Annotated in this window: 22 protein-coding genes and 1 riboswitch; of the genes, 18 read left to right on the top strand and 4 right to left on the bottom strand. The window is 30.4% G+C overall.

Features of this window, described 5'->3' with window-relative positions; translation table 11 throughout:
• Positions 1–15: 15 nt before the first annotated feature.
• From AC27L2_RS02365 to AC27L2_RS02325, 9 genes are all read left to right on the top strand, one after another.
• The gene (locus tag AC27L2_RS02365; protein ID WP_487210054.1) at positions 16–1,512 is read left to right on the top strand and encodes a Do family serine endopeptidase; all 1,497 of its coding nucleotides are present in this window, start codon (positions 16–18) and stop codon (positions 1,510–1,512) included.
• An 86-nt stretch (positions 1,513–1,598) separates the two neighbouring features.
• A complete protein-coding gene (aroC, locus tag AC27L2_RS02360) occupies positions 1,599–2,813 on the top strand; it encodes a chorismate synthase (RefSeq protein WP_487210053.1) in 1,215 nt (404 codons plus the stop codon).
• Positions 2,810–3,451 carry an MBL fold metallo-hydrolase gene (locus tag AC27L2_RS02355; protein WP_487210052.1) on the top strand — a complete coding sequence of 214 codons (642 nt, stop codon included), beginning with the start codon at positions 2,810–2,812 and terminating at the stop codon, positions 3,449–3,451. Before aroC ends, AC27L2_RS02355 begins: the two co-directional genes overlap by 4 nt.
• A gap of 57 nt (positions 3,452–3,508) precedes the next feature.
• Positions 3,509–4,255 (top strand): ABC transporter permease, encoded by a 747-nt coding sequence (locus AC27L2_RS02350; protein WP_487210051.1) that lies wholly within the window; start codon positions 3,509–3,511, stop codon positions 4,253–4,255.
• A complete protein-coding gene (locus AC27L2_RS02345; RefSeq protein WP_487210050.1) occupies positions 4,256–5,005 on the top strand; it encodes an ATP-binding cassette domain-containing protein in 750 nt (249 codons plus the stop codon).
• A gap of 130 nt (positions 5,006–5,135) precedes the next feature.
• Complete coding sequence (locus tag AC27L2_RS02340; RefSeq protein ID WP_487210049.1) at positions 5,136–7,703, top strand: LysM peptidoglycan-binding domain-containing protein; 2,568 nt, start codon at positions 5,136–5,138, stop codon at positions 7,701–7,703.
• Positions 7,704–7,765: 62 nt separating this feature from the next.
• Positions 7,766–7,861: riboswitch (TPP riboswitch) on the top strand.
• Between the two features lie 75 nt (positions 7,862–7,936).
• Positions 7,937–10,417 carry a TonB-dependent receptor gene (locus tag AC27L2_RS02335; RefSeq protein ID WP_487210048.1) on the top strand — a complete coding sequence of 827 codons (2,481 nt, stop codon included), beginning with the start codon at positions 7,937–7,939 and terminating at the stop codon, positions 10,415–10,417.
• A complete protein-coding gene (locus AC27L2_RS02330; protein ID WP_487210047.1) occupies positions 10,414–11,067 on the top strand; it encodes a thiamine diphosphokinase in 654 nt (217 codons plus the stop codon). Before AC27L2_RS02335 ends, AC27L2_RS02330 begins: the two co-directional genes overlap by 4 nt.
• Positions 11,054–12,448, top strand: a complete 1,395-nt coding sequence (locus AC27L2_RS02325) for a sodium:solute symporter family protein (protein ID WP_487210046.1) — start codon at positions 11,054–11,056, stop codon at positions 12,446–12,448. Before AC27L2_RS02330 ends, AC27L2_RS02325 begins: the two co-directional genes overlap by 14 nt.
• On the opposite strand, the gene AC27L2_RS02320 is transcribed toward AC27L2_RS02325, so the two are convergent.
• The 4 genes from AC27L2_RS02320 to smpB form a co-directional block, all read right to left on the bottom strand.
• Positions 12,426–13,298, bottom strand: coding sequence for a TerC/Alx family metal homeostasis membrane protein (locus AC27L2_RS02320; protein WP_487210045.1), 873 nt, complete (start codon positions 13,296–13,298; stop codon positions 12,426–12,428). The genes AC27L2_RS02325 and AC27L2_RS02320 overlap by 23 nt on opposite strands.
• 81 nt (positions 13,299–13,379) lie before the next feature.
• The gene (locus tag AC27L2_RS02315; RefSeq protein WP_487210044.1) at positions 13,380–13,925 is read right to left on the bottom strand and encodes a pyruvoyl-dependent arginine decarboxylase; all 546 of its coding nucleotides are present in this window, start codon (positions 13,923–13,925) and stop codon (positions 13,380–13,382) included.
• Positions 13,926–13,943: 18 nt separating this feature from the next.
• Positions 13,944–15,179, bottom strand: coding sequence for a tyrosine--tRNA ligase (tyrS, locus tag AC27L2_RS02310; RefSeq protein WP_487210043.1), 1,236 nt, complete (start codon positions 15,177–15,179; stop codon positions 13,944–13,946).
• Between the two features lie 8 nt (positions 15,180–15,187).
• The gene (gene smpB, locus AC27L2_RS02305; protein ID WP_487210042.1) at positions 15,188–15,649 is read right to left on the bottom strand and encodes an SsrA-binding protein SmpB; all 462 of its coding nucleotides are present in this window, start codon (positions 15,647–15,649) and stop codon (positions 15,188–15,190) included.
• Between the two features lie 151 nt (positions 15,650–15,800).
• Here smpB and AC27L2_RS02300 point away from each other — a divergent pair, with 151 nt between their 5' ends.
• The 9 genes from AC27L2_RS02300 to AC27L2_RS02260 all read left to right on the top strand — a co-directional run bounded on the left by AC27L2_RS02300 (position 15,801) and on the right by AC27L2_RS02260 (position 25,687).
• Positions 15,801–16,586 (top strand): class I SAM-dependent methyltransferase, encoded by a 786-nt coding sequence (locus AC27L2_RS02300; RefSeq protein WP_487210041.1) that lies wholly within the window; start codon positions 15,801–15,803, stop codon positions 16,584–16,586.
• A gap of 1 nt (position 16,587) precedes the next feature.
• Positions 16,588–17,415, top strand: a complete 828-nt coding sequence (locus tag AC27L2_RS02295) for a hypothetical protein (RefSeq protein WP_487210040.1) — start codon at positions 16,588–16,590, stop codon at positions 17,413–17,415.
• A gap of 68 nt (positions 17,416–17,483) precedes the next feature.
• Positions 17,484–18,518, top strand: a complete 1,035-nt coding sequence (gene fni, locus AC27L2_RS02290; protein ID WP_487210039.1) for a type 2 isopentenyl-diphosphate Delta-isomerase — start codon at positions 17,484–17,486, stop codon at positions 18,516–18,518.
• Complete coding sequence (locus tag AC27L2_RS02285; protein ID WP_487210038.1) at positions 18,515–19,513, top strand: polyprenyl synthetase family protein; 999 nt, start codon at positions 18,515–18,517, stop codon at positions 19,511–19,513. The genes fni and AC27L2_RS02285 overlap by 4 nt, the downstream gene beginning before the upstream one ends.
• On the top strand, positions 19,513–19,779 hold the full coding sequence (locus AC27L2_RS02280) for an HPr family phosphocarrier protein (RefSeq protein WP_487210037.1): 267 nt from the start codon (positions 19,513–19,515) through the stop codon (positions 19,777–19,779). The genes AC27L2_RS02285 and AC27L2_RS02280 overlap by 1 nt, the downstream gene beginning before the upstream one ends.
• 1 nt (position 19,780) lies before the next feature.
• Positions 19,781–21,529, top strand: coding sequence for a phosphoenolpyruvate--protein phosphotransferase (gene ptsP, locus AC27L2_RS02275; protein ID WP_487210036.1), 1,749 nt, complete (start codon positions 19,781–19,783; stop codon positions 21,527–21,529).
• Between the two features lie 8 nt (positions 21,530–21,537).
• Positions 21,538–22,569: a bifunctional phosphoglucose/phosphomannose isomerase gene (locus AC27L2_RS02270; RefSeq protein WP_487210035.1), complete on the top strand. Its 1,032-nt coding sequence runs from the start codon at positions 21,538–21,540 to the stop codon at positions 22,567–22,569.
• A gap of 230 nt (positions 22,570–22,799) precedes the next feature.
• Positions 22,800–25,511, top strand: a complete 2,712-nt coding sequence (locus AC27L2_RS02265; protein WP_487210034.1) for a hypothetical protein — start codon at positions 22,800–22,802, stop codon at positions 25,509–25,511.
• Positions 25,508–25,687 carry a hypothetical protein gene (locus AC27L2_RS02260; protein ID WP_487210033.1) on the top strand — a complete coding sequence of 60 codons (180 nt, stop codon included), beginning with the start codon at positions 25,508–25,510 and terminating at the stop codon, positions 25,685–25,687. Before AC27L2_RS02265 ends, AC27L2_RS02260 begins: the two co-directional genes overlap by 4 nt.
• Positions 25,688–25,700: the final 13 nt, after the last annotated feature.

Here is a 25,700-nt window from a genome sequence, read left to right as displayed (position 1 = left end):
CAGGAGGATTAATAAATGAAACGCAAAAATATTCTTGGAACTCTTTCACTAATTTTATTTGGAGTAATTTTTGGAGCAGTTCTTGTCTCAGGTTTTGGTTGGGTAAAACCAAGTTATGCAGATATTCAAATTGGAGCATCAAAACCGCCAGTCGAAAAATTAGATCCTCAAGCAGAAGCTTTCAATAATGCTTTTATTCTTGCTGCAGAAAAAGTTACACCGTCAATTGTTCAAATTACAGTTGTTACTACAGTAAAAAATAAATTTCCTCAAGAATTTCATTTCTTTTTCCCATTCAAAGATGATATTCCAAAAGAACAACAAGGCGGCGGCAGCGGAATTATAATTTCTGAAGATGGATATATTCTTACAAATAATCATGTTGTTGAAGATGCAAAGCAGGTTACTGTAACTTTGCACGATAAAAGAGAATTTGATGCTGAAATTATCGGAACAGATCCATTAACTGATTTAGCAGTAATTAAAATTGATGCTGACCACTTACCTGTTGCGTATCTCGGTGATTCAGACAAAATTAGAGTTGGACAATGGGTAATGGCAATCGGTAATCCCTTGTCTTTAACTTCAACTGTTACAGCAGGAATAATAAGTGCAAAAAGCAGAAATATTAACATTATTAAAGACCAATATGCAGTAGAAAATTTCATTCAAACAGATGCAGCAATTAATCCAGGAAACAGCGGCGGTGCTCTTGTTGATTTGAATGGTGCAGTAATTGGTATCAATTCTGCAATTGCTACTAATGGGATGACTCAAAGTTATATCGGCTATGGTTTTGCAATCCCAATTAATCTTGCTAAATCTGTTGCAAGAGATTTGATTGAAAATGGAAAAGTAAATCGTGGATATATTGGAGTAAGTATTTCCGAAGTTGATGCTCAAACAGCTAAGGCAATTGGATTAAAAGAACCTAAAGGTGTTCTTGTTCAGGATATTGTAAAAGGTGGCGCTGCAGAAAAATCTGATATTAAAGAAGGTGATGTAATTCTTAAAATTGATGATAAAGAAGTAAATCAGCCAAGTGAATTGCAATCTTATGTCGCTTCAAAGCGTGCAGGAACAGAAGTAAAATTAACAATATTCAGAAATGGAAAAGAAATTGAAAGATACGTAACATTAAAGCCGCGTGATGAAGATGCAAGTAAAAAATCTACAACAGTTTCTAAAAAAGATAAATCAAAAGAAGAAAAAGATATTAAAGAATTTACTTTTGATGAACTCGGATTTACAGTTCGCAATATGACTAAAGATGAATTGAAAGATTATAAAGTTGAAAATGGGGTTTTAATTACAGATGTTAAAAGATTCAGCAAAGCATATAATCAAAGAATTGGTGAAGGTCTGGTAATAACTGCTGCAGATAAAAAAGATATTCACAATGTTGCTGAATTAAAATCTATAATTGAAAATAAAAAAGGGGAAGCTGTTTTACTTAAACTTGTCGATAACCAGGGCAATTCAAGATTAGTTGGATTGGAAATTCCAAAGTGATAAAAATATTTGATATTCATATTTAAAAGCGTCCTTATTATGGACGCTTTTTTTATATTTGCAAAACTTTAATTTGAGAGAAAGAAATGATAAAACTAATTACTGCTGGTGAATCACACGGAAAAGGTTTAACAACCGTTGTAACCGGATTTCCTTCTAATCTTGAAATCTCGAAAAATTATATAAACGAACAACTTAAAAGAAGACAAGCAGGATATGGAAGAGGATTGAGAATGAAAATTGAATCTGATCAGGTTGAAATTATTTCAGGAATACGACATGGCAAAACTCTTGGTTCTCCAATATCAATGATTATTTGGAACAAGGACTGGGAAAACTGGAAAGAATCAATGAGTTCTGAACCTGTAGATAAAATAATAGAGAAAGTCACAATTCCTAGACCTGGACATGCAGATTTAGTTGGAATTACAAAATATAATTTTGATGATATAAGAAATTCTATTGAAAGGTCGAGTGCAAGAGAAACTGCTGCTCGAGTTGCTGGCTGTTCAATTGCAAGAAAATTTTTAAGTGTGTTTGGAATTCATATTGGGAGTTTTGTTGAAAGTATTGGCGGGATTTATCCAAAAGAAAATTTTGCAGAAAAATTTTTGCTCAATAAAATTCCATCAAACTATTCTGCAGAAAAAATAAATAAGCTTTCAGATAAAAGTTCTGTTCGTGTTCTGGATAAAAATCAGGAAGAAAAAATTATTCGCAAAATAAAATTAGCTAAGAAAAGAGGAGATACATTAGGCGGAACATTTTATGTAATTGTAACCGGCTTACCTCCTGGAATTGGAAGTTTTATTGAGTATGATACAAGACTTGAAGCAGAATTGTCACTTTCAATAATGTCAATACAAGCCGTAAAAGGTGTAGAAATTGGATTAGGATTTAAATCTGCAGAACTTTTTGGTTCCGAAGTTCATGATGAAATTATTTTGAAAGGAGAAAAATTTTCACGAAAGACAAATAGAGCCGGTGGAATTGAAGGCGGGATTTCAACAGGTTTACCTTTGATAATTAGAGCAGCAATGAAACCAATTGCAACTTTGATGTCACCAATTCAATCGGTTGACCTTTCGAAAATGAAAACTGTAGAAGCAAGAAGAGAACGAAGTGATTTTGTTGCTGTGCCAGCTTGCGCAGTTATTGCAGAATCAATGGCTGCATGGACAATTGCAAAATTGTTCCTGCAAAAATTTGGAGGTGATTCAATGGAAGAAACGATGGATAATTATTTAAATTATGTCGGAAAATATTTTTCAAGAATTAAAAAGAATTTTGCTGTCAAATGATTCAAGTTCAGAAATTTATCTTCAATCCATTTCTTGAAAATACATATGTTGCATGGGATGATAAATCCAAAGAAGCTTTAGTAATTGACCCCGGCTGTTCAAATGAAAATGAAGAAAAATTACTTTCAGATTTTTTTGAGAAAAATAATCTGGTTCTGAAATATTTAATTAATACTCATTGTCACATCGACCACATTCTTGGCAATTCATTTATAAAAGAAAAATTCAATCCAGTATTATTGATGCCGGAAAAAGATATTTTCCTTCTTGATATAATGAAAGAACAAGCAAATTATTTTGGCATTAAATTCAAACCTTCACCTATGCCTGATGATCTGCTTTCAGAAGATAAAATTTTGAAATTAGGCGATAGTGAAATGAAATTTCTTTTTACACCTGGTCATTCACCTGGTGAATATTGTATTTATTTCGAAAGTGATAAGATTTGTTTTACAGGAGATGTCCTTTTCAAAGGGAGTATTGGTAGAACAGATTTATGGGGCGGAGATTATGAAATTTTGATTAACTCAATCAAAACTAAACTTTTAACTCTCCCTGATGATGTAATAATATTTCCAGGCCATGAAGATAAATCTTCAATTGGCTATGAAAAGCAATTTAATTCATTTATAATTTGATTTAAGATTTTTTTATAAATAATTTTCACTGGAATTCAATATTCATTACTTAATGGAATGAGAAAAAATAATTTTAAAACTCAACTCTACTTTTTGTTAACATTGTTATTTGTTTACATTTTGCTTTTCGAATTTATTCTTCCTGTCAACAAAGTATTACCAAAACCTTCACTCTTGATTGAATCTTTTTCTTCAATTTGGCTGGATTATAATTTATTAACATCAATGGCATTAACTACTACTGCTGTTTACTTGTCTTTAATTCTGGCTTTCGTTGTTATCTTTTTCTTATCCAAGCAATTTATTTATTACATAATTTCATTCAATGATATTTACGATACAATTGAGTTTTACAAATATATCCCTTCGCTGTTTGTGGTGATTATTTTTGTTTATTGGTTTAATGATTCAATTTTAGCAGAATTTATATTTGGATTTGTCTTTGCTTCTGCGCTATTAAAAATTTCACTATTTGATGAACTAAAAAATATTAAACAAGAATATTATATAGCTGCAAGAAATATGGGCTTAAATGAAAAAGAAATTTTTAACAAAGTAATTTTTAAGTTATTAGAACCTGCACTATTCAAAAGATTAATTCAAATTCATTATTCGTTATGGATGATTATTTTAATTTATGAATACATTGATGGAAATGGATTTGGAGGAGCTTACAAAAAAATTTTATTGTATGGTGACTTCGCTGGAATTTTTGTTTTAACAATAATCATCTCTTTACTAATCTGGATTGGCAGTTTATTATTAAAATTTATTCAAGCAAAATATTTTTTCTGGGAATCATAAATGATTGAAATAAAAAATTTATCCAAAGAATTTGTTGATGATTACGGAGTTAAAAATATTTTATTCAGAAATATTTCATTTAAAATTGGTGATAATGAATTTACATCAGTAATTGCACCGGTCGGAGCAGGAAAATCTTCTTTGTTAAAAATTATTTGTGGTATAGAAAAAAATTACAGCGGAAGTTTTACCAATGATTTTAAGAATTCCATTTTTTTAATTCCATCTAAACCAGCATCTTTTCCATGGCTTACAACAAAAGAGAATATTTTATTTGGACTAAAAAATGTAGACGAGAATAATTTCAAAAAGATAATTGAATTTGTAGGGCTGGATGGTTATGAGTCTCATATTCCAAACAATAAAAGTTATGGATTCAGATTTAGAATTTTACTTGCACAAGCTCTTATTCGTAGTTCGTCATTAATTTTACTCGATGAACCATTCACACTGATGGATTCACATACAAGAAATGAACTATTTGTTTTGATTAAACAACTTCGAGAAGAATTTGAAATATCATTTTTGATGGCAACAACGAATATAAATGATGCATTATTCCTTTCTGATAAAATTTATTTAATGAAAAAAAATCCGGGTGAAATAATTAAAGCAATTGAAAATGATTTTTCTCGCAATAAAGATTTTTCAGTTTTTAACTCAAATGAATTTATCAGAAAAAGAGAAGAAATTATCAATACTTTCAAATCACTTGATTACACAAATATGCTAGCTGATTTGATTGTTTAGTTGTAGTACTGCGATAATTTTTGTTTTAAGTCATTAATGTTGAAAGAAATAAAGAAACTTTTTAAGTAATCACTTGACAAAACTTTTATAAGACATTAAATTGCAAACCAAATTCAAATACGGAGTGTGTGTGAAAAAACTAATATTCCTTCCTGTAATCATATTTTTAATTAATGCATGTGGTTCACTCAACTCGACAACAAAGACAAGCCGAACAATTTCAGATACTCTCAAAGCAAGCGGGATTCAATCAATAGTAAATGAAATGCTTGAAAATGCACGCAGAGATTATGTCAAAGCTCTTTATAAACAGAGATTGGGATTTAAAACTGAAGCAATAAATTATTATGAATCTGCACTATCTACAATAAATAAACTCAGTTACTATCCAAACATTGAAGAGAATACAACTTTTATTCAACTAGAAAATGCAATAGTTGAAGATTATCAAAATTATGTAGAAAGTTTGGAAGAATTACCAGAGAATGCATCAATTAATGCACTCGAAGAATGGATGAACAAAAGAATTCCTGAAATTCCTATGCTTGAAGATTCTGTTGCTGTGATTGATGATAATTACACTACGGTAATAGTTGGAGATTTCCCATTAGAAATAAATAAGTATGTTGAAAAGTATATTGAATATTTTACAGGAAGAGGGAGACATTATATAGAAACATGGCTTTCGCGTTCAGGGAAATATTTCCCGATGATGGCAAAAATTTTTGCAGAAGAGAAAGTTCCACAACAGTTAATATTTCTTAGCATGCCCGAAAGCGGATTAAATCCGGTTGCTCGCTCATGGGCACGTGCTGTTGGAATGTGGCAGTTTATGAAAGGAACTGCAAGACTTTATGACCTTGAAATTAATTTTTACATTGATGAACGAAAAGACCCCGAAAAAGCTACTCGAGCTGCAGCACGACATCTTCGCGATTTATATTATTCACTTGGAGATTGGTATTTGGCATTAGCAGCTTATAATTCCGGAGAAGGTAGAGTTCGTAAAGCAATGAGAAGAGCTGGCTCGAGTGAATTCTGGAAAATACTTCCATATTTGCCGCGCGAAACAAGAAATTATGTCCCTCAGTATATTGCTGTTACATTGATTGCAAGTCAACCAGAAAAATATGGTTTTACAGATATTCAATACGAAAAACCTCATGATTATGCAATTTATAAAATTAATGAGTCAATCGATTTAAATGTTTTGGCTAAATGTGCTGGTATTAGTGTTGATTTGCTTCGAGATATGAATCCTGAATTAACTCAAGATGTAACTCCTCCTGATTATGATGGTGGCTATCCATTAAAAATTCCATCAAAAGTTTATGATGTATTTGCACAAAATCTCAAAAATTTGCCAGACGATGCAAAACTTCAATATATTGTTCATACAGTACAGCCAGGAGAAACTTTATCTAAAATAGCTAATCTCTATGATGTGAGTATTTCTCAACTTGCTGAATTAAATGGAATCTCTTCACGAAAAAAGTTAAACCCGGGAATTGAATTGAAAATTCCTAAATCTACTATAAGCGTTGACGACCTTGCAATTAATACTGATATGCTTCCTGCAATTGAAGAAGAAATAAATTCACTTGATAATAATCCTTCATATAAACTTCAAATTACCACAACAACCAATGATGATAAATATGCACAGTTATATTCTTCAATGTATGATGATTCTGTTGAATTTGTAGTACCTGAAGGAAAAACACCTGTAAAATATGTTGTTAAGAGCAAAGATAATCTTGTTGATATTGCTGATTTATTTGATGTGAGAGTATCAGATATTCGAAACTGGAATAATCTACCTTACACAACCAGAGTTAAAGTAGGGCAGGAATTAACAATTTATGTTCCAAATGATAAAGTTGATTATTATTCGAAAATTAATGAAATGAGTGAAAAAGAAAAGAACGAAATTTTATTTGTAAATTCAGATGAGACATGGATTGAACATAGAATCAGAAGCGGTGAATCATTATCAAGCATTGCAGCTAAATATGGTGTTACTGTAGCTCAATTAAAAGAATGGAATAATTTAAAAAGCAACAGTATTCATAAAGGGAAAAAATTGATTGTTTACTCAGGCAATCCCAAAAATTTAGCCTCAAATTCTTCTTCGAATAGAGCTGTAACAAGATATACTGTTCGTAAAGGAGATTCATTAAGTGAAATTGCAACTAAATTTGGAGTTACAATTGCTCAGCTGAAAAAATGGAATAACTTAAAATCGAATTCAATTCGTCTTGGACAGGTTTTAACAATTCATGGTAAAGATGATATTCGTTCTTATGGTGATAACACTTCAAAAAGAAATTCAAATGTTATAAAATATGTTGTGAAAAAAGGGGATTCAATTGGAAAGATTGCACAGAATTATAATGTTTCGATTAATGATATTAAAAAATGGAACAACTTAAAAAATAATAAAGTAGTAGCAGGAAAAACTTTAATACTCTACACAGATAATGTAGCGGATGCTAAATCAGAAATTAAATCAAAGAATAAAGAACTTGTAGCAAAAAATAATTCTAACGAAAAAGTAAAAATTCATAAGGTAAGAGAAGGTGAATCACTCTGGACAATTGCCAAACTTTATAAAGTTCTTGTAGCTGATATAATGTCGTGGAATAATCTTAAAAGTGATAAAGTAAAAATTGGTCAGATACTGAAGATTAGAAAATAATTGAATAATTAATTACATTTGTTCAGCAAATTTTAATTAACTAATTAGTTCTTAAAAAATAAAAAAGTCGTTAGGGGTGCTCCATTAAAAGGGGCTGAGATTATACCCTTGAACCTGATCTGGGTAATGCCAGCGTAGGGAAACGGTAACAAGAATAATTAAGTTACGCCGTTTTCCTTAAAAACGGCTTTTTTATTTCTTAAAATCTTGCAACAGCAAGAAGGAGGAATAAAATGAAAAACTTAATTATTCTTTTTTTGTTTTTATTAAATAATATTTATGCCCAAACAATATTAACTGGAAGAGTTTTAAGCTCTTCAAGTAAACAACCATTGTATTTAGCTAATGTTGTAATTAAAAATACAACTATTGGAACAAGCACAGATGAAAATGGGAAATTTACACTTAAAGGAGAATTCAAGAATACTGATAAATTGTTAATTTCATATCTTGGCTATGAACCAAAAGAAATTTTAATTGATGATTTACTTAAATCACCAGATAAAAACATTTTTCTTGAAAGTAAATTAATTATTAGTCAAACTGTTCTTGTAAAAGGTTCAATTGCTAAATCAGGAATTACACCAATTAGTTATACTAAACTTGAGCGAAGCGAAATTGCAGATGCATATACATATCAGGACATCCCGGAAATATTAAGTTATACTCCATCCGCAACTTTTTATTCTGAAAATGGAAATGGGCTTGGATATAATTATTTGAGCATTAGAGGATTTGACCAGCGCAGAATTTCAGTTTCCATTAATGGTATTCCTCAAAACGATCCCGAAGACCATAATGTTTATTGGATTGATTTTCCAGATTTACTTGAAAGTACAGAATTAATTCAGGTGCAAAGAGGAGCTGGCTCTGGAATTGCAGGTTATGCTGCAATTGGTGGTGCAATTAATATTATTACATCAACTTTTTCTGACCAGCCTCGTATAGAATTCTCTTCTTCAATTGGAAGTTTTAATACACGAAAATATTCTGCTGCTGTTTCGAGCGGATTGATTAATAATAAATATTCTGTTTATGCAAAACTTTCACAAACATTGAGCAGCGGATATCGCAATTCAAGCTGGGTTGATTTGAAATCTTATCATCTCTCCGCAGTTCGTTATGATGATAATTTAATTACTCAAATAAATATTTTTGGAGGTCCTCTTGCTGATGGTCTTGCATATACTGGATTACCAAAATTTGCAATAAAAAATAAAAATCTTCGTAAAGCTAATTATTCTTACTGGGAAGCTGATGATAAAAATTATACTTATACACTTGAAAGACGTCCAGATGAAATTGAAAACTTTTCACAACCCCACTTTGAATTATTAAATGAATTCAAAATGAATGATAAGATAACTTTTAATTCGGCATTATTTTTAGTTCTTGGCAATGGATTTTTTGATTATGATGGTTCATGGGGCGATACTACATATTTCAGATTAACTAAAGAAAATGGTTTTCATCCAATTCAAAATCCTGGAAATGTTTTAATTCGTGCAATGGTAGAAAATAAACAGTGGGGATGGATTCCTCGTGCGAGCATTAAGCATAATGATGGTGAGTTAATTATTGGCGGTGAATTCCGTTTCCATAATTCTGTTCATTGGGGAAGTATAAATTATGGAGAAAATTTACCTCAAGGTCTAACCAAAGACTTCCGCTATTATTATTATGAAGGTGGAAAAGATATTTTGAACTTCTTTGTAAATGAAAATTATCAGCTATCATCAAAAATAAATTTACTTGCAGAAGCACAGCTCTCATATCACAATTACAAAATCAAAAATGAAAGATATGTGAATAATAATTTTAGTATTGACGACCTCTATTTCAACCCAAGATTTGGAATAAATTATCGTTACTTGCCAGATTGGAATTTCTATTTTTCATTTGCAAGAGTTACAAGAGAACCGAGACTCAAAAATTATTATGATGCTGCTGAATCGAGTGGAGGTGCAGTTCCACAGTTCGAAACAAAACCAGATGGTTCTTATGATTTTTCAAAACCACTTGTTAAACCTGAAACCATGAATAATTTTGAAATTGGTTCCTCATACTCAAAAGAAAATTTATCAGCATCTCTAAATTTGTTTTACATGTTATTTAATGATGAAATTGTTAAACGAGGACAGGTCGATAGATTTGGTCAGCCAATTACAGGTAACATGGAAAGAACAATTCATTATGGTCTGGAAGGAACATTTTCTCTAAAGCATAATGATATTATAGAACTTACACTAAATGGTTCATGGAGCAAAAATTATATAAGCAGTGGTGCTGCATATTTTTATAATAAAAAAACCGGCTCAACTATAAAATTGGATTTATCAGGAAATCGAATAAGTGGATTTCCTGATGTTACTTTCAATGCAATCTTAAAAATTAATTATGAAAACTTATTAGTTCAGTTAACTGGCAAGTATGTCGGCTCGTTCTTTACAGATAATTACGACAATAAACTTGCTGATTATTTAAAAATTTATTCTAAAGTAGCAGATTATAAAGACAATAAAGTTGATGCATATTTCGTTGCAAACTTTTATGCTAGTTATAATTTATTTATAAATTCTTATTTGAAAAATATTAAGTTGTATGTGCAGATTAATAATATATTTGATAATCTCTATGCAGCATATGGAATTGGCAAAGAATTTTTCCCTGCTGCCGAAAGAAATTATTTATTTGGAGTTAAATTAGGTTTATGAAAAAATGCATAATACTTGCAAATGGCGAGCCTCCGAAAAAATCAATTATTAATTTTTTAGATAGCAAAGGTTATTCAACTTTGATATGTGCTGACGGAGGCTCCAACTCCGCTTTAAAATATGATTTGATTCCTGATGTAATCATTGGCGATTTAGATTCTATTCTGCCCGAAACTTACGATTACTATTTTGATAAATGCAAAATCATTAAAATAAGAAGCCAAGATGATACTGATGTAGAAAAATGTGTGAAGTATGCAATTAAACAAAAATTTAATGAAGCAATTTTAATTGGGGCAACCGGAGATAGATTAGACCATTCATTTGGAAATCTTGCTATTGTTTTGAAGTTTTTTCATAAAATAAAAATTAGAATTATTCATCAAAAATCAATACTTGAAGCTGCAACAGGCAAAATAAAATTACAAACTTATCCCGGTGAAATAATTTCTATTTATGGCTTTGATGATAAAACTAAAATAAAATCGTCAGGTTTGAAATATCAATTGAAAAATATATCACTTCCATTTGGCAAACGAGAAAGTACAAGCAATGTAGCACTTAGTAAAACAGTTGAGCTTGAAATTAAAAACGGCAAAATATTTATCATTCGTGATTTTGAAATGATGAGAAAATATGGTCTCTTTTAGTTTTCTGGATATATCAATAATTATTTTGTTCTTTCTAATAATTTTAATAATTGGTCTAATTCCTTCCAGAGAAAAAGAAGGTGATACTTCAGAATATTTGCTTTCAGGAAGAAAAGTTGGCTTGTGGCTTTTCGTTTTAACAAATGTTTCAACATGGTATGGCGGAATTCTTGGAGTAGGTGAATTTACTTATAGAAGCGGATTATTAAGCTGGTTTACTCAGGGATTGCCATATTACATCTTTGCAATAATCTTCGCATTTTTATTTGCCGAGAAAATTAGAAATGCATCTCTGTTTACAATCCCAGATAAAATTGAATTGACTTATGGAAAAAAAGCAGGAGTAATTTCTTCATTTTTAATTTTTATTCTTGTATCTCCAGCTCCATATATTTTAATGATTGGAAATTTAATTCAGCTGGTTTTTGGAATTGATTTGCTTTTGTCATTAATTATTGCTGCTTTTTTTTCTTCAATTTATTTAATGAAAGGCGGATACAAATCAGACCTTTACACAGATGCAGTTCAGTTTTTTGTAATGTTCATTGGTTTTATTTTAATTGTTGTAATTTCTTTTTTGAAAGTTGGCGATTTCAGTTTTTTGAAAAACAATCTTCCTTCAACTCATCTTAAATTTACTGGTGATGCTTCACTTATTTATGTAATAGTTTGGTTTTTAATTGCATTGTGGACATTTGCCGACCCTGGATTTCATCAAAGATGTTATGCTGCAAAAGATGGCAAAACAGCTAAATATGGTATTTTAATCTCTGTTTTATTCTGGTTCCTGTTTGATTTTCTAACTACTTCAACCGGGCTTTATAGTCGTGCATTATTACCTAATCTTGAAAACCCAGTTTTATCATTTCCTTTATATGCAGAAAAAGTTTTGTGTTCAGGATTGAAAGGAATTTTTTATGCAGCTTTATTTGCAACAATTATTTCAACATCAAATAGTTTTTTATTTTTAAGCGGAACAACATTCGGAAGGGATTTCATTTATAAATTAAAAAAAGAAAAAAAAGAAAATAAAATACCAAGGTATACACGTTCAGGGATTGTGATTTCTGCTATTCTTTCGATTATTCTTGCATATAATATTCAGTCAGTTATTTCATTATGGTATTTAATTGGGAGTATATGCATTCCAGGAATTATAATTTTAATATTTGGTGCTTACTTTGAAAAATTTAGAGTATCTGAAAATTATGCTATTGCAGAACTAATGCTCGGAGTAATAACAAGCATAATCTGGTTTTTTATAAAGCAAAATATTGAAATAAAATTATTTAGCGAAATAGAACCTATGATTATAGGACTAATGACTACACTATTTATTCATTTGATTGGAATGAAATTCATGAAGAATGTTTTCTCCTAAATAGTGATAATGTAATTGCTATAGTAAGACAAATCATAATAAATAATAAAGAAGCTACAGTTGGTATTTTATAAAAATCTGAGATTAACATTTTAACCCCAACATATGCTAAAATAGCCGCAACACCATATTTCAGATAAACAAATAAATCCACAATACCTGCAAGAGCAAAATAAAGTGCTCTCAAACCAAGTATTGCAAAGATATTTGATGTAATTATTATAAATGGGTCGTGTGTAATTGCAATTATAGCTGGAATAGAATCAATTGCAAAGACAAGATCTGAAGATTCAATCAAAACAAGTGTAAGAAAAAGGGGAGTAAGAAAAATCTTGTTGTCTCTCTTTACAAAAAATTTCCCGCCTTCGTATTGAGTAAGAATTCTAAATTTTTTTGTGATGAATTTTATAATTCGATTTTTTTCATAATCAATTTTTTTATCGTTTCCAAAAGCCATTTTATATGCAGCATAAAAAAGGAGAATGCCAAAAATGTAAATGATTGGATGGAATATTTTTATTAATGCTACACCAGCAAGTATAAAAATTATTCTCATTACAATTGCACTAATAATTCCCCATTTAAGAACATGAGGTTGATGCTCATCTTTGACATTCATTACATTGAATATCATCAAAAAGACGAAAAGATTATCTACAGACAATGATTTTTCAATTAAATAACCAGCAAGAAATTCTAAAGCTTTTTGATGTCCATCCTCAAGGAAAAGATAGATAAGCAGGTTGAAAAGGAGAGCGGTAATAATCCATATACCGCTCCAGAGTAAACTTGACCTTATGCCGACCTTATCTTTTCTATGGTCAGTTACATAAAGGTCAATGTAGAACATTATTCCTACTAAGAGAGAAAATATAACCCAAAATAAAAAATGTCCATGTATCATAAGTTATAATGTCCATATATTATTTAGTTACGGTAAAAGAACTCCGACAGCGATTACTGTTGTCCAGAGTCCATTTTTATCTCCTTGTGCTGATTGTGTAACATTAAAAGTTCGGACAATTTTACCAGACATCTTATAAACTTGTTCGCGTTCGTTCCATGCTTTTTCTGCATCGAATTCAATTCCAAGAGTTGTAGCAAGCATTGTAGCTGCTAAATCTTCTGCATAATCTCCGGCTACTTTTTCTGTTTGTCCAAATGGATGATGTTCAGAAAGATATCCATACATATTTTTGTCTGCAGGAATAGCTACGCCAATTGATGAAGCAATTAATCTGTTTGGTTCGTTTGTAGAATTTCTTGCTATTACGCAATGTGTTATCTGACCTGGCTTTAATAATTTTAGTCCTTGACTGCGTGGAATAATTTTGCATCCAACTGGAAAAATACTGCTGACTGATACAAGATTGCATATTTCAATACCAGCGCTGCGAAGAGCTAATTCGAATGAAGCTAAATACTCTTTATGCTTACCAACGCCTTTTGTAAAAAAGATTTTAGTTGGAACGTACAATTTGTTTACCTCCGTAATTTAGTCATTAATTAATTTAATAAAATTTCTTTTTCCAACTTTTAAAATCATTGGCTTATTTAATTTAATTATTTGTTTGATATCAGAAATTTTTTCTCCATCTATAGAAACGCCGCCTTGAATTACAAGACGTCTTGCTTCGCTTCTTGATGGAGCAAAACCTACTTTTACAATTAAATCAAGTATTTCAATTTCTTTTAGATTGTTTTCAAATTTAAATTCTGGAATTTCATCAGGTAGACCTTTTTTGACAAATATGTTATCAAATTCTCTTTCAGCTTCGTAAGCTGCTTCTTCTGAATGATACATAGAAACAAGTTTACGAGCTAAGGCACGTTTAATATCTCGCGGGTTAACTTCTGGATTTTCAAGTTGTTGCTTGATTCTTTTCAATTCTTCGTTTGATATATCAGTTGTTAATTCAAAATAAGTATAAATTAATTCATCTGGAATTGAAAGTGTTTTCCCATAAATTTCTTTTGAGGATTCATTAATCCCAATGTAATTGTCAAGTGACTTACTCATTTTTTCGACACCATCAGTCCCAACAAGCAGAGGCATAGTTAAAATTACTTGAGGTGATAATCCAAACTCTCTTTGAATATCTCTTCCAACAAGCAGATTAAATTTTTGGTCTGTGCCTCCAAGTTCCACATCACTTTGAATTGCTACAGAATCCATAGCTTGTGCAAGCGGATATAAAATTTCATGAATGCTAATAGGAATACCATTTTTATATCTTTTTGTGAAATCATCTCGCTCGAGCATTCTTGCAACTGTATATTTTGAAGCTAATTTTATTACATCAGCAAAAGTCATTTTTCCAAGCCATTCAGAATTGTAAACAATTTTTGTTTTTGCTTTGTCAAGAATTTTTGAAGCCTGTTCAAAGTATGTTCTGCCATTTTCTCTTGCTTCTTCAAATGAAAGAGGAGGACGTGCAGTATTTCTTCCTGAAGGATCGCCAATCATTCCAGTGAAATCACCAATAATTAAAATTGCTGTATGTCCAAGCTGCTGAAATTGTGCAAGTTTTCTTAGAACAACAGAATGCCCAAGATGTAAGTCCGGTCGTGTAGGATCGCAACCGAGTTTTATGTTTAATGGTTTATTTTCTTTGTATGACTTTTCAAGTTTTTCTACTAATTCTTCTTCAGGAATTATTTCAGATACTCCTCGTTTGATTATATCCATTTGTTCATTTACAGGGGGGAAGGAAATTTTTTTCTCCAACATTTTCTCCTTTATTTCTGTCTGAATTTTCTCTGCATTTCTCTATTAAAATCTCTTTTTGCTATATCTTCTCGTTTATCGTATTTCTTTTTGCCTGTTGCAAGTGCTAATTCAACTTTTACTTTTCCATTCTTGAAATACATTCTCAATGGAATTAAAGTATTTCCTTTTTCTTCAATTGCTCTTTTTAATTTTCTTATCTCGTTCTTTTTCAGCAACAATTTCCTTTTTCTTAACGGGTCGTGATTATTATAACTTCCCTGATCGTAAACCGAAATATTTGCATTAATTAGCCATACTTCATCATTTTGAATGACAGCATAACTGTCAACCAAACTTGCCTTGTTTTGCCGCAAAGCTTTTACTTCTGTTCCAACAAGCACAATTCCTGCTTCGTATTTCTGCCTTATAAAATACTCATGCTGAGCTTTGCGATTAACAGTTATGTTCTTTTCTTCTGAATTTTCTATCATAATTAAAAAAAAAGCGAACAAAATTTATTTTTAATGTCAAATAAATGCAAGAATTTTACTTTATCCAAATTCATTTTGAAAAAATTTTTATCTCCTTTTTGAGAGCTATTAAACTTTATTTAAATTGGAACTCAAGAATTAAGAAAAAACTATGGCAGAAAAACATTATTACGAACAAAGAGAATTTACTAGAAATTATTTAATTCCTTTTTTTCAAAAACATATACCAAATTTTAGCAAAATGAAAGTACTTGAAGTTGGCTGTGCCGAAGGTGGTTTGATTGAAGAATTTCTTGCAATCGGAATTGATTCAGCTGGTATCGAGCTGGATGAGAAAAGAGCAGAAATTGCTCATAAGAAAAATCCTTTGATGAAAGTTATTGTTGGAGACATAACTGATTCAAAGCTGACAGATAAAATTTATAGTCACTTAAATTTGTCATCAGGTTTTGATTTTATTATAATGCGTGAAGTGATTGAACATATTAAAAATAAAAAAGCAGCATTTGAAAACTTAAATAAGTTGTTGAACGAAAATGGATTTTTATTTATCAGCTTTCCTCCAAAATATTCTCCATTTGCAGGTCATCAACAAATTGGAAAAAGTTTTTTGAAAGCAATTCCTTATTTGCATTTGCTTCCAAAATTTGTTCTCAAACCTGCTGCAAAAATTTTGAATGAAAGAGAAGATTATATTGATGAAATTAAACTGCATTTTTCTACAGGTTGCACAATAAGTGAATTCGAAAGACTATCCAGAGAATATAATTTTCAGAAAGTGAAGAAAGATTTATATCTGTTCAGACCAATTTATAGCATTAGATTTGGATTGCCCACAATTAAACTTCCTGATATTCCAGTATTAAGCGAGTTTATTTCTTTTGGCTGTGAAGTATTGCTAAGAAAAACAAACAATAAAATTTTTGAAGGTAAATAACATGAAAAAACTAAGTTTTCTTTTCATACTTTTTTTGAATATATCTCTTTTCGCACAATTTGATGTAGAATTCAACAAGATTGAAGGCAAATTAGAAAAATCAGATAAGTATCAAAAAAATTTTGGAAGATATGATGGGTATGAAATTCAACTCTATGAAGGAGAAGCTGTAAACTTCCTTGTTTACTCCGATAAATTTTTACCAAGATTAGTTTTGGTAAATCCTGAAGGAAAAATTTTTAAGGAAGCCATGACTGAAAAAATGAATATTGCAACAATTATTGCAAAAGTTCCTACCAGTGGTGATTGGATTTTATATGTAGTTGGAGATTCAGCTTCGACTGGAAATTATACTTTGCAGCTTGCAGTTGCATCTTCCAATTCCGTATCGCTTTCGCAGAATTCAGATTTTTGTACAACACTAAATTTCTTGCTTGCACACTCTAAAGCATACTTTTTACTACTTGATACCCCTGTTAATTCAAAACAATCATTTGTAAAATTAAATGGTTCTGTAGATGCATTCATCGATGAAAATGATGGTTCATACATTGCAAAATTTTATGAAGGAAATGATTTGAAAGAGGCAGAAAAAATATTTCAAGAAATAACATCAAGTATTAAAAATTGCTTGAATAAAAATTGGAAAGCACAATCGAAAAACTGGCAGAAAAATGATGATTATAAAATTAAAGGCAATTTGATTTATGAAACTCAAAATGATGTTGAGAGATATATTCAGATTTCATTAATTGATTTTAAAAATTCCAGACAAAAATTTATGGGAGATTATGTTGTTCAGGTTGAAATTAATAGAAAAGCAAATTAATCTACCTTGATATAAAAATCATTTCAAAGAAATTTTTTATTTTCAAAGTCAAATTCGAGAATTTCTTGATGTCCGATTCAAAAATAGTTAACAGAAAAAAAGAACATATCGACATTTGCTTGAATGAAGATGTTAATTTTATAACAAAAACAAATGGTTTTGAAAATTATGAATTTGAGCATTATGCAATTACTGAAGTTGAATTTGATAAAATTGATTTAACTGCAAAATTTTTTACAAAGAAAATTTTTTACCCCCTTCTAATTTCTTCAATGACAGGAGGAACTAAAGATTCAGAAAAAATTAATGAAAGATTAGCAATTGTTGCCAGAACATTTAATATACCTATTGGAGTTGGAAGTCAACGACAGGCTTTGGAGAATCAAAATTATTTATCATCATATAAAATAATTCGAAAAAATTGTGGTGATGTTCCTTTGATTGGAAATATCGGAGCTTATCAAGTTGCAAATTCAGAAAACATTGTTGATGAGATTAATTATTTAATTGATTTGATTGAAGCAGATGCAATGATAATACATTTAAATCCATTGCAGGAAATATTACAGAAAGAAGGACAGCCGAATTTTAAAGGACTCCTTAAAAATATTGAAAAGCTCACATCAAAAATTCATTTACCTTTTATTGTCAAAGAAGTTGGGTGCGGTATCAGCAAAAATGCAGCTAAGAAATTACTTGATGCCGGTGTAAAAGGAATTGATGTTGCTGGTGCAGGTGGAACAAGCTGGGCAGCTGTTGAATTGTTCAGAAATGGTCAAACAAGTATTTTCAGAGATTGGGGATTACCAACTTCATATTGCCTGCGAACTGTAAATGAACTTAAAAAGAATTACAAATTTTTGTTGGTATCATCAGGCGGAATATCAAACGGGATTGAAATTGCAAAATCTTTGGTTCTTGGTGCAGATATTGTCGGAATTGCAAGACCAATTCTTAAATCTATTGTGCATGGTATAGAAGAGACAATTAAATTATTCGAGTTGTGGATTGATGAGTTAAAAAAAGTAATGTATTTAACTGGTGCACAAAATTTAAGTGAATTAAAAAAAATAAAATTAATTAAAAAATCGGAATTATATTGAAAACAATAGTTCAAGAAAATATTTATCAAAAAATCTATCTAAGAGAATTAAACAAAATTGAACGCAGATTACAAAAATTATTATCAAACAGAAATCCGCGTTCTTTATATGAACCATGCGAATATTCAATTACAGGTGGTGGCAAAAGAATTAGACCATTTTTGGTATTGATTTCTGCAAAAGCATCTGGAGGAATTTATAATCAGGTTTATAATGCTGCAGTTGCTGTCGAATTGTTTCACAATTTTACTCTTGTTCATGATGACATAATGGATAACTCTGATTTGCGGCGCGGAAGATTAACTGTTCATAAAAAATTTGATATAAGTACTGCAATTCTAACCGGCGATAATCTTATTGCTCTTGCATATGAAAATTTACTTAAAGATTGCAAAGAAAATACAAAAGATATTGTTTCTACATTTACAAGAGGAATTATAGAAGTATGCGAAGGTCAAAGTCTTGATAAAGAATTTGAGCTGCGTGATGATGTAAAAATTGATGAATATAAAATTATGATTTACAAAAAAACTGCTGCACTTTTACAAATGAGTTGTTCCATTGGTGCAAAAATTTGCAAAGCAGATAAATCTTTTATTAATATTGTTGAAAATTATGGGAAAAATCTTGGAATGGCTTTTCAAATTCAAGATGATTTACTTGATATAATCGGTGAAGAAAAAAAGTTGGGGAAAAGAATTGGAAGCGATTTAATTGAAGGAAAGAAAACTTATCTGTTCTTAAGAGCCCTGGAAAAAGCTGATGGAACTGATAAAAAGAAATTAATAAAGGTTATTAAAAACAAAGGCATTCAGCCTGAAGAGGTAGATTTGTATAGAACAATTTATTATAAATACAATATTTTAGAAGATGCAAAAAATGAAATTATTCATTATACTAATCTTGCATTGAAGAATTTATCCAAACTTCCTGATAAAGAAGGAAGTCAATTAATGAACTGGCTTGCAAATTCATTAATAGGCAGAAAAAAATAATGATAGAAAAAAAAGTAAAAATAATAAATAATGCTGGCTTGCATACTCGTCCTGCTGCAACTCTTGTTAAGTTAGCTTCAAAATACAAGAGTGATTTTTATTTAATCAAAGATGGAATGCAGATAAATGGGAAAAGTATTATTGGAGTAATGACACTTGCTGCAGAAAAAGGTTCAGAAATAACATTGGTTTTTGATGGTGAGGATGAAGAACAGGCAGCAGCAGAAATAATTGATTATTTTAACAGAGGATTTGACGAGATTTAATATGGAAACAAAACATGAAAATATTCTAAAAGGAATTGCTGCAGCTCCTGGAATTGCAATTGCTCATGCATTTCTCTATGCAAAAGAAAAAGAAGCAGTTTCCGATGATTATGTTGATAATGTTGAAGAAGCTCTTCAAAATTTGGATAATGCATTAGAACAGTCAAAAAAAGAATTGAGAAAAATTTTTAATCTTGCAGTAGATAAACTTGGAGACAAACGTGCAGCAATTTTTGAAGCACAAATTATGATTCTTGATGACCCGATTCTAATTAACACTATTAAGGAGAGAATTAAGAAAGAAAGAAAATTACCAGAATATGTTGTTGATGATGAAATTTCTAAATACACAAAAATTATGAGTGCTTCAAATGAACCTTACATGAAAGAACGTTCTCATGATATTGAGGATATTAAAAATAGAATTATACGGAATCTTAAAAAGAAAAAATGGAAATCAAGAATTACAAGTGATGTGATTGTTGTTACTTCAAATCTTTCTCCTTCTGATACTGTATTATTTTCTCGTGTAAATGTAAAAGGTTATGTAACAGATTTTGGCGGGTTAACTTCTCATGCTGCTATTGTTGCCCGTTCACTGAATATTCCTGCTGTTGTTGGACTTCACGAAGCTACAAGCAGAATTAAAGAGGGCGACCTACTCATTGTAGATGGATTTCATGGAACAGTTTACATTAATCCTGATGAAAAACAAATTGCCGAATACAAAGAAAAAATTAAGCGGCTTTCTGATTATGATGAAGAATTGGTGAAATTAAGAGAACTGCCAGCTGAAACATTGGATGGAAAACAAATCAGCCTTTTTGCAAATCTTGATTTATCCGAAGAGATGACTTTTATAATTCATAATTGTGCAAATGGAATTGGACTTGTAAGAACTGAACAGCTATTCGAAGAGTACGAAGTTTTTCCTGATGAAGACAAGCAATATGAAGTTTATAAAAAAATTGCTGAACAAATTTATCCTAAGATTGTAATTGTCAGGGCATTCGATATTGGAGGAGATAAAGTTTTACCAGTAGATTTACATGAACCAAATCCAATGCTTGGATGGCGTGGAATTCGTCTTTTACTTGATAACCCCTCATTATTTAAAACTCAGATTCGAGCAGTTCTTCGTGCAAGTGCTCATAAGAATGTCTGGTTTATGCTTCCAATGATTTCATCTTTACAGGAAGTAATAAGTTCGAAACAGTTAATTGAAGAATGTAAGAATGAATTACAGAAAGAAGGTAAAGCTTTCGATAAAGATATTCCTGTTGGAATTATGATTGAAGTTCCTTCAGCTGCAGTTCTTACAAAAGAATTTGCTCAGGAAGTAGAATTTTTAAGCATCGGAACAAATGATTTAATTCAATATTTGCTTGCTGTTGACAGAGGGAACGATATTGTATCAGGTCAATATCAGGAATTTCATCCCGCTGTCATTAGAACTTTGCATCATATTATTACGGAAGCAAAGAAATCAAATAGAATTGTTAGCATGTGTGGTGAAATGGCGGCAGATCCAATTGCTGTTCCATTATTAATTGGTCTTGGTCTCGATTCTTTGAGTTTATCAGCAGCAGGAATCCCATTTCATAAAAAGATAATTCGAAGTCTAAAATATGAAGACATGAAAAAATTGGCTGAGCAATGTCTTGAACTAAAATCAGAAAAAGAAATAAATCAAAAACTAAATGATTTCTTTAATCAAAAAATTCAGGATAAAATTAAAAACTTATATTGAGGTATAAAATGAGTATTTCAGAAATGATTAAAAAACATGATGCATCAGATCAATTTCAGGTATTAAAAGATTCATATACTCAAATTGAATATTCATGGAATCTAAAACTTGATTTGTCATCTATTGACGCATCAAAAATCAAAAACATAATTTTAACTGGTCTCGGCGGTTCTGCTATTGGCGGTGAACTTATTCAAAATTATTTAAGAACTGAATTGAAGTATCCTTATCTCGTAAACAGAAATTATGAGCTCCCTTTATTTGTTGATGAAAATACACTTGTTATTGCTTCATCTTATTCTGGCAATACAGAAGAAACTCTTTCTGCATTAAATCAGGCAATAGAAAAGAAATGCCAGATTGTTTGTGTAACAACTGGCGGAAAAATGGAAGAAATTGCAAAACAACATAATATTCCAGTTGCAAAACTTCTCAAAGGTTATCAACCTCGCTTTGCTTTATGGATTAATTTTTTTGCTGTGCTTAATGTTTTTAATTCATTAAAACTAATTCCAGACCAAAGTGAAAATGTTAAGCAAGCTATAGATTTATTGAAAAGAAAAGGGGAAGAGTATTCAAAAGAACAAAATGATGCTCTTAATTTAGCTGAAAATCTTGTTGGTTATGTTCCATTAATTTATTCTGTTTCTGATTACACTTCTGTTGTTGGAACTAGATTTAAAGGACAGTTCAATGAAAATTCCAAACATCATGCATTTTTCTCATATTTCCCTGAACTCGACCATAATGAAATTATGGGTTGGGAAGGCTACAATCCACAACAAATAAATATAAAACTTATTAATATCTGGGATGATGATTATCATCCGCAAGTGAAGAAAAGATTTATAATTACATCTGATGTTATTAGGAAATCTGGCTGTGAAATAATTGACATAAAAAGTACTGAACCAAATTATAAATTGAGATTGATTGATTTAATTTATTTTGGTGATTGGACAACATATTACTTTGCTGTCATTCGTGGTTTTGACCCAACTACAATAGACAACATAAATTATCTTAAGGAACGTCTTTGAGATGCAGCTGCTCAAAAAGTAATTATTTAGTTCAGAAAATTTTTTTCTTCAAGCTTGAGAATAAAATAAATATTCTCAATTGTAACCTGACAACTATTTTTACTTTTTGGGCAGCTCACAATAAAATTTTCAAATACTTTCTTTTAATTTTATTATTCCCTCAAATTTTATCTGCTCAATTTTATTTCTTCGGAAGAAATAAAGTTCAATACGAAAAATTTAATTGGAAAGTGCTCAAAACAGAGCACTTTAATATTTATTACTATGATGATTTCGAACAAATTGCAAAAATTGGTGCTCAATTTGCTGAAGAAGCTTTTGATGAATACAAAGTTAAATTTAATCACTATGTAACTACAAAAATTCCACTCATCTTTTATAACACACATATTCATTTTCAGCAAACTAATATTACACCAAGCTTTATTCCTGAAGGTGTAGGCGGATTTTTTGAATTTATGAAAGGACGAGTTGTTATTCCATATCTTGGCTCGATAAGCAGTTTTAAGCATGTTATTCGCCATGAACTTGTTCATGTGTTTATGACTAATAAAATATTCAATGTATTACGAGACCATCGAATTGAAACTGAAAGAATGCCGCCGCTTTGGTTTGTTGAAGGATTGGCAGAATATTGGTCATTTGATTGGGATACTCAATCAGAAATGGTTATGCGTGATTTTGTATTGAACAATTTTTTTATTCCGCTTCAAGACCTTGATGCTGCAGATGGATACATAATTTATAAAGAAGGACAAAGTTTTTTAGAGTTTGTTTCAAAAAATTATGGCGAAGAAAAAATTCTTCAGCTGATGGAAAATTTTTGGAGGTTTAGTTCATTCAAGGAAAATCTAGAATTTACACTTGGAGAAACTTTTAATGACATTGGCAATAAGTGGTATTACTCACTTCAACAAAAATATTTTCCTTTACTTCAAAATAATTATCCGCATTTTATAAAATCAAAAAAGCTGACTGAAACTGGATTCAATTTTGAACCGAGATTTTATGATAACAATGGAAAGAAAGAAATTTATTTTATTGGGAATCATAATGGATATTCATCTGTATTTAAGATGAAGTATGATATTGAAAGTGAAGAAATGCAAAATCCAGAAGTTATAATTGAAGGAGAAAGAGAATCTAAATTTGAAGCTTTTCATCTTCTCGAAAAAACTCTTGATGTTTCTAAAGACGGCAAAATAGCTTTCGTAACAAAATCCCTTTATAGTGATGTAATTCATATTTATTCGATAAAAGAAAATAAAATTATCAGAACACTTCGATTTAATGATTTGATTGCCAATGGTTCACAAACAAGTTTGATATCAATTCGTTCACCTTCATTTTCAAGTGATGGCAAGTTGCTTCTTTTCATAGCAGCTGATAAAAAAGGTTATACTGATATTTTCATTTATAATTTTGAAGAAGACAAATTATTAAGAATTACGGATGATTATTATTCAGATATTGACCCAATATTTAATAAAGATAATTCAAAAATAATTTTTGCTTCAGATAGAACTGCTGGTGAATATCAGCAAAAGTATAATTTGTTCGAATATGATTTAAAGAGTAATTCTATTTATTATCTCACTTATGTTAATGCAAATATTTCATCACCGCAATTTAATCCTGATTACACTGAACTTTATTTTAATTGTGATTATGATGGAACTTACAACATCTGGAAAATGAATTATGCAAATAATAAAAAAGAAATTGAACAGGTTACAAAATTTTTAACAAGTGTTTATAGTTTTACATTTGCAAACGACAGCACAATAATTACATCTGCATTTGAAAAATATTCATTCCAGTTTTATAATCTTACATTAAATAAAAATTCATCATATTCATCAGTCCAATTTGATTTAATAAAATCAAGAAACTTATGGCTTGCTAAAGAAATTGTAATTCCCCCTGAGTATGATAAATTAAAATATGAAAACGAATACACACTAGATTATGCAATTGGACAATTATCTACTGACCCAATTTATGGTTCACGCGGCGGAGCATTATTTTCATTAAGTGATTTGCTTGGTGATGATAGATACATTTTTTATGTATATAACACCGCAGAAGTGCAGAGTGAAATTTTAAAAAATTTCAACGTGGCTATAAGCAGAATAAGTTTGAAAAGACGAACAAATTTTGGCTATGGCATTTTCCATTATGCCGGCAGAAGATACGATATTACTGAATCAGATGAATTTTTTTATGAAAGAGTATTTGGCGGTTACTTGGAATTGCATTATCCATTTTCAAGTTTCCAAAGAATTGAAGCAGATGTTAGTATTGCAAATTCAGACAAAGAATTGTTTGGTGATATCATTTCAAGAAAATCTCTGCTTGTTTCAAATTCACTTTCTTTTGTGCACGATAATTCTATCTGGTCTTCTACAGGTCCAATTGATGGTTCTCGTTTTAGAATACTGCTTGGTTACACAAGTGATGTTAAGTATAGCAATGTGAATTATTATTCATTCATTATTGATTACAGAAAATATTTTAGATTGGGACTAAGAAGTGCTGTAGCCACAAGAGCAGCTCTTTTTGTAAATCATGGCAAAGAAGCAAGAAGATATTTTGCAGGCGGCAGCTGGGATTTAAGAGGATGGCCTCGCTGGTCAATTAGAGGTCAGAAGTTGTGGCTATCATCTGTTGAATTGAGATTCCCTTTGATTGATAAAATTCAGGTTAACTTTCCATTTTTGGGATTAAGCTTTTTTAACATTCGAGGTGCACTGTTCTTTGATGCCGGCTCAGCATGGGATAAATCTTATAAAGAAACTCTTGGAAGTATTGGCATTGGTTTTAGAATAAATTTGTTCAATGCTATTGCTTTGCGTTATGATATTGGAAAGAAAATAGAAAACAACTTTAATAGATTTCAACCAAAATTATTTTATCAATTTTTCTTTGGGTGGGACTTTTGATTTTTAGAAATCTAAAAATATTTCTCACATCATCAATATTTTTAATATCATGTTCACATGATTTGATAATAAAAAATTTTTATTCTGATGATTCTGGAATATTTATGTTTGGCAAAATTCCTCAAAGAAATTTTTATGAAGATGTATCAATTTCTGATTCATTAGGATTATTATAGAAAGCAGAAACAA

The organism is Rosettibacter sp. KY25, assembly GCF_057554405.1.
The sequence above is the reverse complement of the archived record's forward strand: the minus strand, read 5'-3'. Positions and strand labels throughout refer to the sequence as shown.

What these genes read in the sequence shown, in the direction of transcription:
- AC27L2_RS02350 (WP_487210051.1), top strand. Translation starts at nt 3,509, where the DNA reads ATGAGAAAAAATAATTTTAAAACTCAACTCTACTTTTTGTTAACATTG.
- smpB (WP_487210042.1), bottom strand. Translation starts at nt 15,649, where the DNA reads ATGATAGAAAATTCAGAAGAAAAGAACATAACTGTTAATCGCAAAGCT.
- AC27L2_RS02295 (WP_487210040.1), top strand. Translation starts at nt 16,588, where the DNA reads ATGAAAAAACTAAGTTTTCTTTTCATACTTTTTTTGAATATATCTCTT.
- ptsP (WP_487210036.1), top strand. Translation starts at nt 19,781, where the DNA reads ATGGAAACAAAACATGAAAATATTCTAAAAGGAATTGCTGCAGCTCCT.
- AC27L2_RS02320 (WP_487210045.1), bottom strand. Translation starts at nt 13,298, where the DNA reads ATGTTCTACATTGACCTTTATGTAACTGACCATAGAAAAGATAAGGTC.
- aroC (WP_487210053.1), top strand. Translation starts at nt 1,599, where the DNA reads ATGATAAAACTAATTACTGCTGGTGAATCACACGGAAAAGGTTTAACA.
- AC27L2_RS02365 (WP_487210054.1), top strand. Translation starts at nt 16, where the DNA reads ATGAAACGCAAAAATATTCTTGGAACTCTTTCACTAATTTTATTTGGA.
- fni (WP_487210039.1), top strand. Translation starts at nt 17,484, where the DNA reads ATGTCCGATTCAAAAATAGTTAACAGAAAAAAAGAACATATCGACATT.
- AC27L2_RS02325 (WP_487210046.1), top strand. Translation starts at nt 11,054, where the DNA reads ATGGTCTCTTTTAGTTTTCTGGATATATCAATAATTATTTTGTTCTTT.
- AC27L2_RS02270 (WP_487210035.1), top strand. Translation starts at nt 21,538, where the DNA reads ATGAGTATTTCAGAAATGATTAAAAAACATGATGCATCAGATCAATTT.
- tyrS (WP_487210043.1), bottom strand. Translation starts at nt 15,179, where the DNA reads ATGTTGGAGAAAAAAATTTCCTTCCCCCCTGTAAATGAACAAATGGAT.
- AC27L2_RS02280 (WP_487210037.1), top strand. Translation starts at nt 19,513, where the DNA reads ATGATAGAAAAAAAAGTAAAAATAATAAATAATGCTGGCTTGCATACT.
- AC27L2_RS02355 (WP_487210052.1), top strand. Translation starts at nt 2,810, where the DNA reads ATGATTCAAGTTCAGAAATTTATCTTCAATCCATTTCTTGAAAATACA.
- AC27L2_RS02300 (WP_487210041.1), top strand. Translation starts at nt 15,801, where the DNA reads ATGGCAGAAAAACATTATTACGAACAAAGAGAATTTACTAGAAATTAT.
- AC27L2_RS02330 (WP_487210047.1), top strand. Translation starts at nt 10,414, where the DNA reads ATGAAAAAATGCATAATACTTGCAAATGGCGAGCCTCCGAAAAAATCA.
- AC27L2_RS02335 (WP_487210048.1), top strand. Translation starts at nt 7,937, where the DNA reads ATGAAAAACTTAATTATTCTTTTTTTGTTTTTATTAAATAATATTTAT.
- AC27L2_RS02345 (WP_487210050.1), top strand. Translation starts at nt 4,256, where the DNA reads ATGATTGAAATAAAAAATTTATCCAAAGAATTTGTTGATGATTACGGA.